Annotated in this window: 15 protein-coding genes; 14 read left to right on the forward strand and 1 reads right to left on the reverse strand. The window is 57.8% G+C overall.

Annotated features, from left to right (window positions below; genetic code table 11):
* Window positions 1-465 precede the first annotated feature (465 nt).
* On the forward strand, window positions 466-933 hold the full coding sequence (locus MKFW12EY_RS04250) for a hypothetical protein (RefSeq protein ID WP_157199410.1): 468 nt from the start codon (window positions 466-468) through the stop codon (window positions 931-933).
* A gap of 877 nt (window positions 934-1,810) precedes the next feature.
* Here the strand turns inward: MKFW12EY_RS04250 and MKFW12EY_RS04255 are convergent.
* On the reverse strand, window positions 1,811-2,962 hold the full coding sequence (locus MKFW12EY_RS04255; RefSeq protein ID WP_082410046.1) for a GGDEF domain-containing protein: 1,152 nt from the start codon (window positions 2,960-2,962) through the stop codon (window positions 1,811-1,813).
* A gap of 338 nt (window positions 2,963-3,300) precedes the next feature.
* On the opposite strand from MKFW12EY_RS04255, the gene nifV reads away from it, so the two are divergent.
* The 13 genes from nifV to MKFW12EY_RS04315 all read left to right on the forward strand — a co-directional run bounded on the left by nifV (window position 3,301) and on the right by MKFW12EY_RS04315 (window position 11,827).
* Window positions 3,301-4,425 (forward strand): homocitrate synthase, encoded by a 1,125-nt coding sequence (gene nifV, locus MKFW12EY_RS04260; RefSeq protein WP_221054061.1) that lies wholly within the window; start codon window positions 3,301-3,303, stop codon window positions 4,423-4,425.
* An 11-nt stretch (window positions 4,426-4,436) separates the two neighbouring features.
* Complete coding sequence (locus tag MKFW12EY_RS04265) at window positions 4,437-4,604, forward strand: hypothetical protein (protein ID WP_197495966.1); 168 nt, start codon at window positions 4,437-4,439, stop codon at window positions 4,602-4,604.
* Window positions 4,601-5,377, forward strand: coding sequence for a serine O-acetyltransferase (cysE, locus tag MKFW12EY_RS04270; protein ID WP_054763041.1), 777 nt, complete (start codon window positions 4,601-4,603; stop codon window positions 5,375-5,377). The genes MKFW12EY_RS04265 and cysE overlap by 4 nt, the downstream gene beginning before the upstream one ends.
* Window positions 5,377-5,901, forward strand: coding sequence for a hypothetical protein (locus MKFW12EY_RS04275; protein ID WP_054763042.1), 525 nt, complete (start codon window positions 5,377-5,379; stop codon window positions 5,899-5,901). The genes cysE and MKFW12EY_RS04275 overlap by 1 nt, the downstream gene beginning before the upstream one ends.
* Window positions 5,902-5,974: 73 nt before the next feature.
* Window positions 5,975-6,097 carry a hypothetical protein gene (locus tag MKFW12EY_RS23170; protein ID WP_256361197.1) on the forward strand — a complete coding sequence of 41 codons (123 nt, stop codon included), beginning with the start codon at window positions 5,975-5,977 and terminating at the stop codon, window positions 6,095-6,097.
* A 4-nt stretch (window positions 6,098-6,101) separates the two neighbouring features.
* A complete protein-coding gene (gene nifW, locus MKFW12EY_RS04280; protein ID WP_054763043.1) occupies window positions 6,102-6,416 on the forward strand; it encodes a nitrogenase-stabilizing/protective protein NifW in 315 nt (104 codons plus the stop codon).
* Window positions 6,413-6,889, forward strand: coding sequence for a nitrogen fixation protein NifZ (locus MKFW12EY_RS04285; RefSeq protein WP_054763044.1), 477 nt, complete (start codon window positions 6,413-6,415; stop codon window positions 6,887-6,889). Before nifW ends, MKFW12EY_RS04285 begins: the two co-directional genes overlap by 4 nt.
* A 1-nt stretch (window position 6,890) precedes the next feature.
* Window positions 6,891-7,751 carry a nitrogen fixation protein NifM gene (nifM, locus tag MKFW12EY_RS04290; RefSeq protein WP_054763045.1) on the forward strand — a complete coding sequence of 287 codons (861 nt, stop codon included), beginning with the start codon at window positions 6,891-6,893 and terminating at the stop codon, window positions 7,749-7,751.
* A gap of 1 nt (window position 7,752) precedes the next feature.
* On the forward strand, window positions 7,753-9,054 hold the full coding sequence (clpX, locus tag MKFW12EY_RS04295) for an ATP-dependent Clp protease ATP-binding subunit ClpX (protein ID WP_221054062.1): 1,302 nt from the start codon (window positions 7,753-7,755) through the stop codon (window positions 9,052-9,054).
* A gap of 578 nt (window positions 9,055-9,632) precedes the next feature.
* Window positions 9,633-10,250, forward strand: coding sequence for a Grx4 family monothiol glutaredoxin (gene grxD, locus MKFW12EY_RS04300; protein ID WP_054763046.1), 618 nt, complete (start codon window positions 9,633-9,635; stop codon window positions 10,248-10,250).
* Window positions 10,251-10,274: 24 nt separating this feature from the next.
* Window positions 10,275-10,805, forward strand: a complete 531-nt coding sequence (locus MKFW12EY_RS04305; protein WP_054763047.1) for a flavodoxin — start codon at window positions 10,275-10,277, stop codon at window positions 10,803-10,805.
* A 12-nt stretch (window positions 10,806-10,817) separates the two neighbouring features.
* Window positions 10,818-11,261, forward strand: coding sequence for a SoxR reducing system RseC family protein (locus tag MKFW12EY_RS04310; protein WP_054763048.1), 444 nt, complete (start codon window positions 10,818-10,820; stop codon window positions 11,259-11,261).
* A gap of 254 nt (window positions 11,262-11,515) precedes the next feature.
* A complete protein-coding gene (locus MKFW12EY_RS04315) occupies window positions 11,516-11,827 on the forward strand; it encodes a hypothetical protein (RefSeq protein ID WP_054763049.1) in 312 nt (103 codons plus the stop codon).
* Window positions 11,828-11,950: the final 123 nt, after the last annotated feature.

Consider the following 11,950-nt stretch of genomic DNA (forward strand, 5'->3'; position numbering starts at 1 on the left):
TGCCAGCGAGCTGGCCGCTGACGACGTCGGCTTCTTGCTTCACTCCAAAGCTGGGGCGGACCCGCCATTCATTCATGGCGCCGTTGCTTGGCCGACAGCAGACTTGCCTTACCACCTACTCACTCGGGGTCTGAGAGCCAGCGTTCTGCTGTCGTTCTCGTCGATACAGCAGATCCTCGAGTACCAGGACTCGTTTGTCTGGCAACCTGGCCGCGGCGCCATCCTCCGCATCGGAAGCTACTCGATCAACTGCACGAGCGCCCTGGTCCCGTGAGGAAATGAAGACCGAGCCGCCTAACATGTCGGTCAACCGGAGCCTCCACGGCATGGCACCGTGGCCGCGATGCGCTCGTTGTCTATGTTGTGCCTCACGGCTAGGGCGCCACGCCGTTCCGGCCCGGTTACCTCTACGTTAGGCCTGCGATGTCGTCGTCCGTCAGTCAAGCACGAGCCCTCTTCGCTTCAATGCCAGACCAAGTCTTCAACGAATGGTTAGTCGAAAGAATCGAATCAGCGGGTTGGCCGCCGGTTGGGCCGCGCTGGAATGCTTTGCTTGGCGGCTATACATCTGACACTTGGGCTACCTTTTCTTGGAATCAAGAAGAGCTTGATCTCTACAACCTAACCTACTCTAAAGAATCAATCCGCATCATCAAGGGTCTGTCCGAAGCACGATTCGGAGGCGTTGAGAACGCATACGCGAGCATCGAGAGGTCAGAGGAACGCATGCGAAGAATCCATCAATACGTCAAGTCCACAAGGAAGCTTCCTGGCTCGGTTGTTCTCATTGATGGGCCTCCTTGGGAGATCATCGATGGCTGCCACAGAATCACGATGTACGTTGGTTGGATTCGAAACAAAGAGCTTGCCGGTGGTGTCGATCGACTGCAAAAGGCATGGGTAGCAAGGCCACCTCGCGATGCGCTGGCCTAACCCTTCCATCGAGAGCCCGCGTCCGATTAGTGTTAGCTTAATCGGACGTATGTTTGTCCAAAATACCTTTGTTTCAACGGCTTCGCTATCGCGATGCCTGTTTTGAAGTCGGGTCTCGGCCCGACAGCCGAGTTTCTTTCTTTTGTTTGGCCAAAAGAAAGAAACCAAAGAAAAAGCCACCCCATGCCGCTTCGATCCTGCGCTCCGGTGGGTTTGAGCGGGGTTTTCTGAAGGGCTGTCCTAGCCCTCCGAAAACGCGCGGCATCCCTGCCGCGCCCCTGGCGGGCCGATCCGCCCAAACCCGCCGGTGCTCGGCGCGGCATAAGGCGGTGTAAAACCGTCCCGATTTCACGGCAGGCCGGAATAAGCGTAGCGTTTCCGGCAGCCGAGTAGGGTGGGCACGGCATTTTGTGCCCACGCGGTTAATAGGCCTTCGTGTCTTGTGTCGCTAACGCGACGGCTGCTTTGAATGTCGGGTCTCGGCCCGACAGCCGAGATACTTTTCTTTGCTTGTCCAAAGAAAAGTATCCAAAAGAAACGACACCCCATGCCGCTTCGATCCTGCGCTCCGGTGGGTTTGAGCGGGGTTTTCTGAAGGGCTGTCCTAGCCCTCCGAAAACGCGCGGCATCCCTGCCGCGCCCCTGTCGGGCCGATCCGCCCAAACCCTCCGGTGCTCGGCGCGGCATAAGGGGAGTGTAAAACCGTCCCGATTTCACGGTAGGCCGGAATAAGCGTAGCGTTTCCGGCAAGCTTTAAGTCCTTTGTATGTTTGGCTGGTGGCGGTTTGGAATGTCGCGACAGGATTAATCCGGTTAAAACGCCGGAGAGCGCGGTTGGTCGTAGGCCGGTTTCGATACCGGCCAACGGTTCCATGCGCTATGCGTCGTCGCCGGACGCGAACAGGCCGAATTTCCCCAGCGTCTCCTGGGTGTCGCACAGCCAGAAACCGGGCTCCAGTTTGGCTTGGGCTTTTGCCAGATACATGCGCGCATCGGCGGCCATGACCAATTCGTCGCCCGACATCGGTTTGTCCGGGCCGGTTTGGCAAATGCCGATGCTGAACGAGAGCTTATGCCGGTCGTTGCGCGCGACGAAAGCGTTGATCAGACGTTCGCAGACGTCCTTAGCGTGGCCGTTGGTGGCGCCGGGCATGATGATGCAAAACTCGTCGCCACCGTAGCGGCAGGCGATATCGGTTTCGCGGATACTGCTCAGGATGGTCGTGCCGAGCGCTTCCAGCATGTGGTCGCCGACGATGTGGCCGTAGTTGTCGTTCAGCAACTTGAAGTCGTTCAGATCGAAATACACCAGCGTCAAGGGTTCCTTACGCCGGGCGCAACCGGCCAATTCGATGCGGATGCGTTCGTAAAAAGCGCGGTGGTTGAACAAGCGGGTCAAGCCGTCCTGGCTGGATAGCTCCTGCAATTCCTTGGTTTGCTTGGCGACGGTTTCCACCAAGTCGCGGGCGTAATCCTCCAATTCCTGCTTGGCTTTCTGGACCTCGGCTACCAGCGCGCCGGTGTAGGTCTCGAACACGAACTGCACATCGAACATCAGCAATTTGGTCAAGCTGCGTTGGCGCTGATCGGCCTCGTGTCGGCTGCAGAGGCCTTCCTCGTATTGTTTTTCGAATTGGTCCGAGAGTATGTCCCACAGCAAGCGGACCGCGGACATGTAAAGCGCGGGCGACACGCCGATACGCTTGTGCACGATTCCGACCCGCAGCCGGTTGGTGACGTAATTCTGGTCGTAGGTGCCGGAAAACACTTCCTGAATATAACCGCGCATGCTGTTTTTTAATCGGCTCAACGTTTCTGAGTCGCCAATCACAATTTCCACTTCAGAGTGGGTCAACTGATTGGCATAAAACTCTTCGACGATGGCGTCCAGATTGCGCGTGATAAACGGCTCGGCCGCCAGCAGATTGTTTTCGTCTTCTTTGGTCAGATAGAACAACTTCTTGATTAGCTCGATTTTTCTATCCGTCAGCTTGAGCTGTTCCACCATGGTGTGGTTAGTTAGTAGCATCTAAATGCCTTTATATTTGGATGGATTACACGCACCTTAAACCTATCCCACGTCTTTGGCAAACCCCCGCGAGACCGCGCTCGCCGGGCGCAGCCGGTCCTAGCGGCGGCCGGGGCGGACGCGGCCGGAGTCCGTTTTGCCGGGAACTTCGTTACCGATTGTAGGGTTTCCGACAATGTGCTTTTCCGGTTCCCGGTTTTCTTGTCGGCATCCCGCCAAACTGCGGCGTCCGACCCGGTAAAACGCCGGCTTTCCGCAGTTGGCAAGTGTTTTGCATTATCTCTGGCAAAGGCGTCGCCCCAGCAAAACCGCAAACGACATTCCGCCAGAGGTGAAGTATGCAAGCCAATACTCGACACATCGTCATCGACGACACTACGCTGCGCGACGGCGAACAGTCGGCCGGCGTAGTGTTTTCGCTGCAGGAAAAGCTGGCGATTGCCGAACGACTGGCGGCATTGGGCGTGCCGGAGCTGGAAATCGGTATCCCGGCGATGGGCGCGCAGGAACGGGCCGAAATCGAAGCCATTGCCGCGCTGAATCTGCCTTGCAATTTGCTGGTGTGGTCGCGGATGCGAGACGACGATTTGCAGCATTGCCTGGGATTGGGCGTCGGCATGGTGGACTTGTCCATTTCCGCATCCGACCAGCATATCCAACACAAATTGAAACAAAGCCGGGCCTGGGTGTTAGCCACCATCGACCGCTGCGTCAAAGCAGCCATCGACGCCGGCTTGCAGGTTTGCGTCGGCGCCGAAGACGCATCGCGCGCCGATAGCGGCTTCCTGGCGCAGATGGCGGAAGCCGCGCAACGCGCCGGAGCGGTCAGAATCCGCTTCGCCGACACGGTCGGCATCATGGAGCCGTTCGGCACCTTCGAAGCGATCCGCAAATTGCGCAGCGTCACCGACATGGATATCGAGATGCACGCCCACGACGATTTGGGGCTGGCCACTGCCAACAGTCTGGCCGCCGCCTTTGCCGGCGCCACCCATTTGAATACGACCGTCAACGGACTGGGCGAACGCGCCGGCAATGCGGCGTTGGAAGAAGTCGTGGTCGGCTTGAAGCAGTTGTACGGTTTCGAAACCGGCGTCGATCTACGCAATTTTCCGGAATTGTCGCACCAGGTGGCGACGGCTTCCGGCGATACCATCGGCAGCCGCAAAAGCCTGATCGGCCGCGACGTTTTCAGCCACGAAGCCGGCATCCACGTCGACGGCCTGTTGAAAGACCCCAACAACTACCAAGGTGTCGACCCGGCCTTGGTCGGCCGCAGCCACCGGCTGGTGCTGGGCAAACATTCCGGCAGCCAGGGCGTGATGCACGCCTACCGGCAACTCGGTATCCAAATTAACCGCTGGCAGGCCGGCCGCCTGCTGCCTTTGATTCGCGAATTTGTCAGCCTGCACAAACGCGAACCGCAATCCGCCGATTTGAACCAGTTCTTACACAGCCTATAGCGAGGTGTGCGATGAGTAGTAACCGCCAACAATCAGTCGTGAAAACCAGCAGTAAAGTCGAAGCGCCGATCGCCAATCCGGCCCAACGCGAGCTGCCGGACGAGCGTTATCCGGGCACGTTCTTCCGGGTACCGGGCGTGCCGATGCCGGGCAAAACCACCTGGAGCTTGGCAAAATGATGCTGTTCTCGCCGTCGCGGCTTGCGGCCAAGCCCAGCCTTTGGCAGGACTGGCACGAAGACGTGGCGTGCGTTTTCGCCCGCGATCCGGCCGCCCGCAACGTATTCGAAGTATTGTTCGCCTATCCCGGCGTGCACGCGGTGCTGATCTATCGGGTGACCCACCGGCTCTGGCTGGCGGAGTGGAAATTCGCGGCGCGCTTCCTGGCGGCCTTCGGCCGCTGGTTGACCAACGTCGATATCCATCCCGGCGCGACGATAGGCAAACGTTTCTTCATCGATCACGGCGCCTGCGTCGTGATCGGCGAGACCGCCGAAATCGGTAACGACGTGACCATGTACCACGGCGTCACGCTGGGCGGCACCACCTGGCACAAGACCAAGCGTCATCCGACCTTGGGCAATAACGTGCTGGTCGGCGCCGGCGCCAAGATTCTGGGCGCGATCACGCTGGGCGACAACGTCCGGGTCGGCGCCAACTCGGTAGTGGTCAAGGACGTGCCGCCGTGCTGCACCGTGATCGGCATTCCGGGCCGGATCATTCAGCAAAAGGGCGTCAAGATTCAAGACCCGCGCGGCATCGATCTGGACCACCACTTGGTGCCGGACCCGATCGGCAAGGCCATCAATTGCCTGGTCGAGCGCTTGGACGAGCTGGAACACAACCAGAAGCGTTTCGTCGTCGCGGAAGATACCTGCGGCAGTTGCGAAGCGGAAGGGGTGTGCCACGGCGACGAGGTGGTGCAATTGAAGCAGGCGGCAGGTGGCAAATAATGGATTTGCTGCAGTTCGAAGCCGAGGATTTGTATTACGAGCAGGAAGACAGCCCGGAAGTCCAGGCATTGATCAGGTACGCCGCCGAGCGTTACGCGACCGGCGAAGCCGAGTTGCCGCTGCTGCAGGCTTACTTGCGGGCGCCGGAGTCGTTGAACGTGCTGGTGTCGTTGAACCGGTTTTACTACTACCAGCACCGCTTGCAGGAAGCGTTACTGATCTCGGAAAAAGCGTTGGAACTGATCCGGCCCGGCATCGGTTTCCCGGCAGATTGGCGCCAGGTCGGTCTGGGCCTGATTAGCGATGCGCCGAAGGAGTCGTTGACCCGGATTCGCTTGTATTTGTTTACGTTGAAGTCGGTCGGTTTTTTGAACATGCGCCTGGAAAATCTGGAATTGGCTAAAGCCATTTTCGAAAAACTGGTGGCGCTGGACGACATGGACCGGATCGGCGCCAAAGGCTTGCTGGAACTGGTGGTCCGCCGCCAGGAAGCCGACGAAGGAATTTTCCGTTTGTTCGGGTGACCGCTGCCCGGAATGAACACCAAACCACGATGGGCGCCGCCCATGCCGCACAATTGACCCGAAGGTGATAGCCATGAAAAAGCAGCAGAAATCCGATCCATTCCTGGCCCAGACCGCGGTAATGCTGGTGGTTTTAATAGTGGTGTACGCGCTGGGCGAACAACCCGCCAACCTGGATCACCTGATAATGAGGTAATGAGATGACTTTTTTGGAAGAAATGGAAGAAATGGAGTCGGCCGAGGACTTTCTGTTGTATTTCGGTTTGGAATACGACGCGACTGTGGTCCACGTCAACCGGCTACATATACTGCAGCGGTTCCACGACTATTTGAGCCAAGCCGGCGCCAGCATGCCGGAGGACGAGGACGCCCAGCGCGAAATCTATAAAAAGCTGCTGCAACGGGCTTATAGCGATTTCGTCCAGTCCGACGCCCAGACCGAAAAGGTGTTTAAGGTGTTCAAGATGATGGAACCGCAAACCGTGTTCGTATCGCTGGGCGACATCAAAACATGATAGAAGAACGATACGACGAAGAACGGTTCGAGTTCGGCGAGGCGGTGCGGGTCACCCGCAACGTGCGCAACGACGGTACCTATCCGGGCAGGGAAATCGGCGATCTGCTGATCCGCCGCGGTAGCGTCGGCCACGTCATTGAAGTCGGCACTTTTTTGCAGGACCAGGTGATTTACACGGTACATTTTCTGGATCACGGCAAAATGATCGGCTGCCGGGCCGAGGAATTGATCCCGGCCGATGCGCCGTGGAATCCGAGCCGCTTTGAATTCCGCGACAAAGTCAGATGCAACTGCGATCTGCCGACCGCAGACGGCGTGATCGCCAGCGGCACGGAAGGCGAAGTGCTGAAGATTTTGCGCGAGCGCGAGCCCTTGCTGTACCACGTGCGGTTTCCGGGTAAGACCATGCAGGTACCGGAAGTCGTATTGGAACCGGCCGACCCGGCCAATTTTCGCGAACCGGAGGAGTAGCATGAATCAAGCCTCTGAAGCCGTAATCGAACCTTACACTTTGTTGCGGGCCTCGTTGAGCCTGTTCAAAAAGTCGCCGGCGGAACTCGAGCAATTGCAGTTGCGCCAGGTCGAGGTGCAGGCCAAGAACGAATTCGAAATCGAGAGCAGGGTGCTCAGTTCCGCAGAAGCGGCCGGCGTCGTGGTTTCCGATATCGAACTGGAGCGGGCTTATCAGGAGATCCGCGGCCGCTTCGACGACGAAGACGCGTTTTTAGCGGCACTGGCCGCCAACCGGCTGGATGTCGATCAATTGAGGGCCGCGTTGAGCCGGCAATGCAAGGTCAACACCGTGCTGGAGCGGGTCGGATCGCGGGCGCCCAAGGTCAACGAGGTAGAGATCGGCATCTTTTACCACTCGCATCCGGAAAAGTTTCACAAGCCCGAGCAGCGTTCCGCCCGCCATATTTTGATCAGCATCAACCCGGATTACCCGGAGAACACCCGCGACAACGCCCGGCGCCGGATCGAGGAAGTTCTGGAAACGCTGAAACGCAAGCCGCACAAATTCGCCGACCTGGCGCTGAAACATTCGGAGTGCCCGACCGCGATGCAGGGCGGCGAATTGGGTGCCGTGACCAAAGGTGTGTTATACCCGGAACTGGACCAAGCCTTGTTCAGCTTGAAAGAACAAGCCATCAGCGAGGTGCTGGAATCCGAAATCGGGTTTCATGTGATCCAATGCCTGAAGATCGTCCCCGCCGAGACGATGTCGCTGAAAAAAGCCACACCGAAGATTCAGCAGATCATGCAAGACCGTTACCGCCGCAATTGCCAGCGTACTTGGCTGGCCAGTCTACCCGCCGCCACTAGGAGTGCCTAACATGACAAAAGAACCGAAACATTGCTCGTTTTGCGGTATTGAAGCGTCGGCCTCCGTGCCTATGATTGCCGGCACCGAAGGCTATATCTGCGAGGCTTGCGTAATGCTGGCCAGCCAGGTCGTCTCCAGTTGGGGCAAGAAAAAGGAGCTGGCCGATATGCAGGGGCCGCTGCCGAAGCCGGCTGAAATGAAGGCGATGCTCGACCAGTACGTGATCGGCCAGGACCTGGCCAAGGAAATCCTGTCGGTCGCGGTGTATAACCACTACAAACGCTTGAAGCACGTCGGCAGTAAAACCGGCGGTTTGGGCGAAGCCGACCAAAGCGTCGAAATCGGCAAATCCAACATCCTGATGATAGGCCCGTCCGGCACCGGCAAAACCTTGCTGGCTTCGACCTTGGCCAAGATCGTCGGCGTGCCGTTCGCGGTCGCCGATGCAACGACCTTGACCCAGGCCGGCTACGTCGGCGACGACGTCGAGAACATCCTGGTGCGCTTGCTGGACGTGGCCGACGGCCAGATCAGCAAGGCCGAGTGGGGCATCGTTTATATCGACGAGGTCGACAAAATCGCCCGCAGCCCGGAACAAGCCTTCGGTACTCGCGATGTGTCGGGCGAAGGCGTGCAACAGGCCTTGCTGCGTCTGGTCGAGGGGTCGCAAGTCAAGGTGCCGACCAAGGGCCGGCGCAAGGACCACAGCGGCAGCGACTCGGTGATGGTCGATACCAGCAACATTTTGTTCATTGCCGGCGGCGCGTTTCCCGGGTTGGAAAAGCATGTCGAGAAACGGCTGCAGCCGCCGAAAACCGCGATCGGTTTCCACGCCGAAGTCAACAATCCGGACGACAAGCCCAGCCTGGAACAGATGCTGAACGCGACTCAACCGGACGATTTGAAACGCTTCGGCCTGATTCCGGAATTTATCGGCCGTTTCCCGGTGCTGGCGCCGCTGGAGCCGCTCGATGTCGATGCCTTGATCCAAGTGTTGACCGAACCGAAAAACGCGCTGGTCAAACAGTACCAACAGTTGTTCGCTTTCGACGAAGTCGATCTGGAGTTTACCCAGGATGCATTGGTGGAAATCGCCGAGAAAGCCATTGCCCGCAATACCGGCGCCCGCGGTCTGCGCGGCATCATGGAGAACGTGCTGCGCAAAACCATGTTCGAACTGCCCTCCCGCACTAACGTCAAGCGCTGTATCGTCAATGCCGAGGTGATTCGCGGCGAAGGCGAGATTCAGGTGGTGGAACGGGACGGCGTTGCTGACGGCGAGGATTTGAAGCGGTTGTCGGGTGGGGAGTGATTTTTCAGATGTGCAGGTTGGGTTAGCCGGCAGGCGTAAGCCAACGGTGTTGTGTCGCTGTCGCGACGGATGGTTTGTAACTCGGTTCGCGGAACGACAGCCGCGATACTTTCTTTTGCTCCGCCAAAAGAAAGTATCCAAAGACAAATCTGCCTGGAGCAGATTTGGACGCCACCGGCGCACGAAGTGCGAGTGCCTGGATGGCGCGAGTCAGCAGGCGGCCCGGATGCCGCTTATTCCCTGCGCTTCGAAGCTTTTGCACGGGGTTGCCTGAAGGGGCTTCCCAGCCCCTGCAGGCAAATCGCCGCATCCCTGCGGCGCCCCTTTGGGCTGATCCGTGCAAAAGCTTCCGTGCTCGGCGCGGCATACGGGAGGGAGTCGGTGTGGTGGGGATTTCGTTTCCTCCGAATATGCCGAAAAGAAAAAATGTAGGTTGGGTCAGAGTAGCGTAACCCAACAAAATCAAAATGTTGGATGTAAGCAGGCAGGAAATTACCTCGCCTTCGGGTGTGAGAACCCGATTAAAACAGTTTCGCGGTAGCGAAACCTTAATTGAAAATTGAAAAGTGAAACTCCCTATGAGCGTCAAAGAAAAAATCCTGCAACAACTCGCCGAAAACCCGGTGATTATTTACATGAAAGGCGTACCCAGCGCGCCGGAGTGCGGCTTTTCCGCCAAGACGGTCGCGATTCTGAACCAGACCAAGATTCCTTACGCCTACGTCAACGTGCTGCAAGCGCCGTTCATTCGGGAAAAATTGCCGTCGATTTCGAAATGGCCGACCTACCCGCAAGTATTCATCAACGGCGAGTTGATCGGTGGCGCCGATATTGTCGAGGCGATGCATAACGACGGCAGCCTGTTGCCGAAGTTGCAGGCCGCCGTTAAGCCGGCCGAAGACAGCGCGCCCAGCCAAACAATTACCCATTCCGAAGTCGAGGCGCTGATTCTGGCCGAATATCCCGGCGCGAAAATCGCCATCGAGGGCCAAGGCTGCGATTTAAACATCACCGTAGTCAGCGATTTGTTCGCCGAGCAGCCGATGATCAAACAACACCAGGGCGTGATGGCAACGTTGAGCGAGCCGCTGGCTTCAGGCCGGCTGCATGCCGTTACGTTGAAAACCCATACCGCAGCCGCCTGGGCCGCCCTGCAACCGGCGGCTAATCCCGGCTTGCTGCAAATCCAAATTTAATTCGTTTAACAAGGAGCACATACCATGGCTAAAGTAGGCATCTTCTTTGGAACCGACACCGGCAACACCCGCAAATTCGCGAAAACGATTGCCAGCAAATTGGGCGATGTCGCCGACAAACCGGTCAACATCAACAAAGCCAGCGTCGACGATTTGCTGGCCTACGACGTGCTGATTCTGGGCTCGCCGACTTATGGCGAAGGCGAACTGCCGGGCCTGAGCGCCGGCCACGACAACGAGAGCTGGGAAGAGTTTTTGCCGACCCTGGCCGGTGCCGATTTTTCCGGTAAGACCGTTGCCTTGTACGGTTTGGGCGACCAGGAAGGCTATCCCGGCCATTTCGTCGATGCGTTGGGCTTTTTGTACGACGCCTTCGCCGATGCCGGCGCTACCATCGTCGGCATGACCAGCAAGGAAGGCTACGAATTCAAAAAATCCAAAGCCTTGCTGGGCGACCAGTTTGTCGGTCTAGCCTTGGACGAAGACAACCAAAAAGAGCTCAGCGAAGGCCGCTTGAATGCCTGGCTGGAGTCGATTTCCTCGGCCTGGGCCTAAGCCGAGCCTGCCATGATCGAAGAAGCGGCCGTCGTCACCCGTATCGGCGCCGACGGCCGGACTTGGATCAAAAGCCTGCAAACCAGTGCTTGCAGCGGCTGTATGCAACAGCAGTCCTGCGGCACTGCGACGCTGGCGAAAGTCCTGCCCAAACGCGAATTCGCAGTCGATTCCGATATTGCGCTGCAAGCCGGAGACCGCGTCGTGGTTGCGATCGACGATGGCCATTTGCTGTTGACCTCGCTGATCTTGTACTTGCTACCGTTGCTGATCATGCTCGGCGGGGTGGGTTTGGCTCAGGCCTGTTTGCCGCCGCCGCACAATAGCGATTATCTGCCCGAAATCGCGTTAACCAGCCTGTTGGCCGGTTTCGCGCTGATCAACCGTTGCCAGAACCTGTTGCTGCTGCATCTCTGTTTCAAACCGCAAATTCTGAAAAAACTGCCCGCCGCTTGAGGGTCCCCTTGTCGGATCGGCGACAATCCCTTGGCATTGTTGTCGGCTTGTCGCAAAACTCCGGCGCAAAATTTCGCCGGCAATCCGCGTCCGACCCGTAAACCCTGATTAGACCTTGCATTTCGTAAGGTAAATTTCTATGGCATTGATTTTGCAAATAATTGCTCGAAAACCACTAGGCTTTCAAGAGGGCGACAGGCGAGTGCCAGCGCCTGCCGCCATTGTGTTTATGGCGAAATCTTCGAGGTGATGAGATGAGCGAAGTTTTACTGGTTGGTTTGATCATGGTGATCGTCGCGGCATGTGCGTTTGCGCCGTTGGGTTGTTTTTTGTCGGCATACGCCAAAGCTAAACAGGCCGAGGACGGCAATCCGTCAGCCCATGGCGGTACCGCCAAGCCCGTGGTGCCGGAGGATTCCATCCTGAGACGGCATTTTCTAGCGCAATTGCAAAGCGAGATCGAGGCGGCATTGTTTCCGCGGCCGACCGATTCGATGTTGCAGCGCCACTACGACAGTCTGGTGGCGGCAAAAGTCGAGAGCCGGCTGCAGGCTTTGGGCAAATAGACTGCCTTAATTGGCTGCTGGTACCGAGGTGAAGCGCGCTTTAGGTACCGGCGCCTTCATCTGGGCCAATCCGCCCGCAGTATTTTCTGGCGTTTTGGCCTACGGTTTGGCGAGAATAGGCCG

The organism is Methylomonas koyamae, from assembly GCF_019669905.1.
GTDB classification, from domain to species: Bacteria; Pseudomonadota; Gammaproteobacteria; order Methylococcales; family Methylomonadaceae; genus Methylomonas; species Methylomonas koyamae.

Coding starts and splice junctions, on each gene's coding strand:
- cysE (WP_054763041.1), top strand. CDS start 4,601: ATGATGCTGTTCTCGCCGTCGCGGCTTGCGGCCAAGCCCAGCCTTTGG.
- nifM (WP_054763045.1), top strand. CDS start 6,891: ATGAATCAAGCCTCTGAAGCCGTAATCGAACCTTACACTTTGTTGCGG.
- MKFW12EY_RS04265 (WP_197495966.1), top strand. CDS start 4,437: ATGAGTAGTAACCGCCAACAATCAGTCGTGAAAACCAGCAGTAAAGTC.
- MKFW12EY_RS04315 (WP_054763049.1), top strand. CDS start 11,516: ATGAGCGAAGTTTTACTGGTTGGTTTGATCATGGTGATCGTCGCGGCA.
- MKFW12EY_RS04305 (WP_054763047.1), top strand. CDS start 10,275: ATGGCTAAAGTAGGCATCTTCTTTGGAACCGACACCGGCAACACCCGC.
- clpX (WP_221054062.1), top strand. CDS start 7,753: ATGACAAAAGAACCGAAACATTGCTCGTTTTGCGGTATTGAAGCGTCG.
- MKFW12EY_RS04250 (WP_157199410.1), top strand. CDS start 466: ATGCCAGACCAAGTCTTCAACGAATGGTTAGTCGAAAGAATCGAATCA.
- nifV (WP_221054061.1), top strand. CDS start 3,301: ATGCAAGCCAATACTCGACACATCGTCATCGACGACACTACGCTGCGC.
- MKFW12EY_RS23170 (WP_256361197.1), top strand. CDS start 5,975: ATGAAAAAGCAGCAGAAATCCGATCCATTCCTGGCCCAGACCGCGGTA.
- MKFW12EY_RS04285 (WP_054763044.1), top strand. CDS start 6,413: ATGATAGAAGAACGATACGACGAAGAACGGTTCGAGTTCGGCGAGGCG.
- MKFW12EY_RS04255 (WP_082410046.1), bottom strand. CDS start 2,962: ATGCTACTAACTAACCACACCATGGTGGAACAGCTCAAGCTGACGGAT.
- MKFW12EY_RS04275 (WP_054763042.1), top strand. CDS start 5,377: ATGGATTTGCTGCAGTTCGAAGCCGAGGATTTGTATTACGAGCAGGAA.
- nifW (WP_054763043.1), top strand. CDS start 6,102: ATGACTTTTTTGGAAGAAATGGAAGAAATGGAGTCGGCCGAGGACTTT.
- grxD (WP_054763046.1), top strand. CDS start 9,633: ATGAGCGTCAAAGAAAAAATCCTGCAACAACTCGCCGAAAACCCGGTG.
- MKFW12EY_RS04310 (WP_054763048.1), top strand. CDS start 10,818: ATGATCGAAGAAGCGGCCGTCGTCACCCGTATCGGCGCCGACGGCCGG.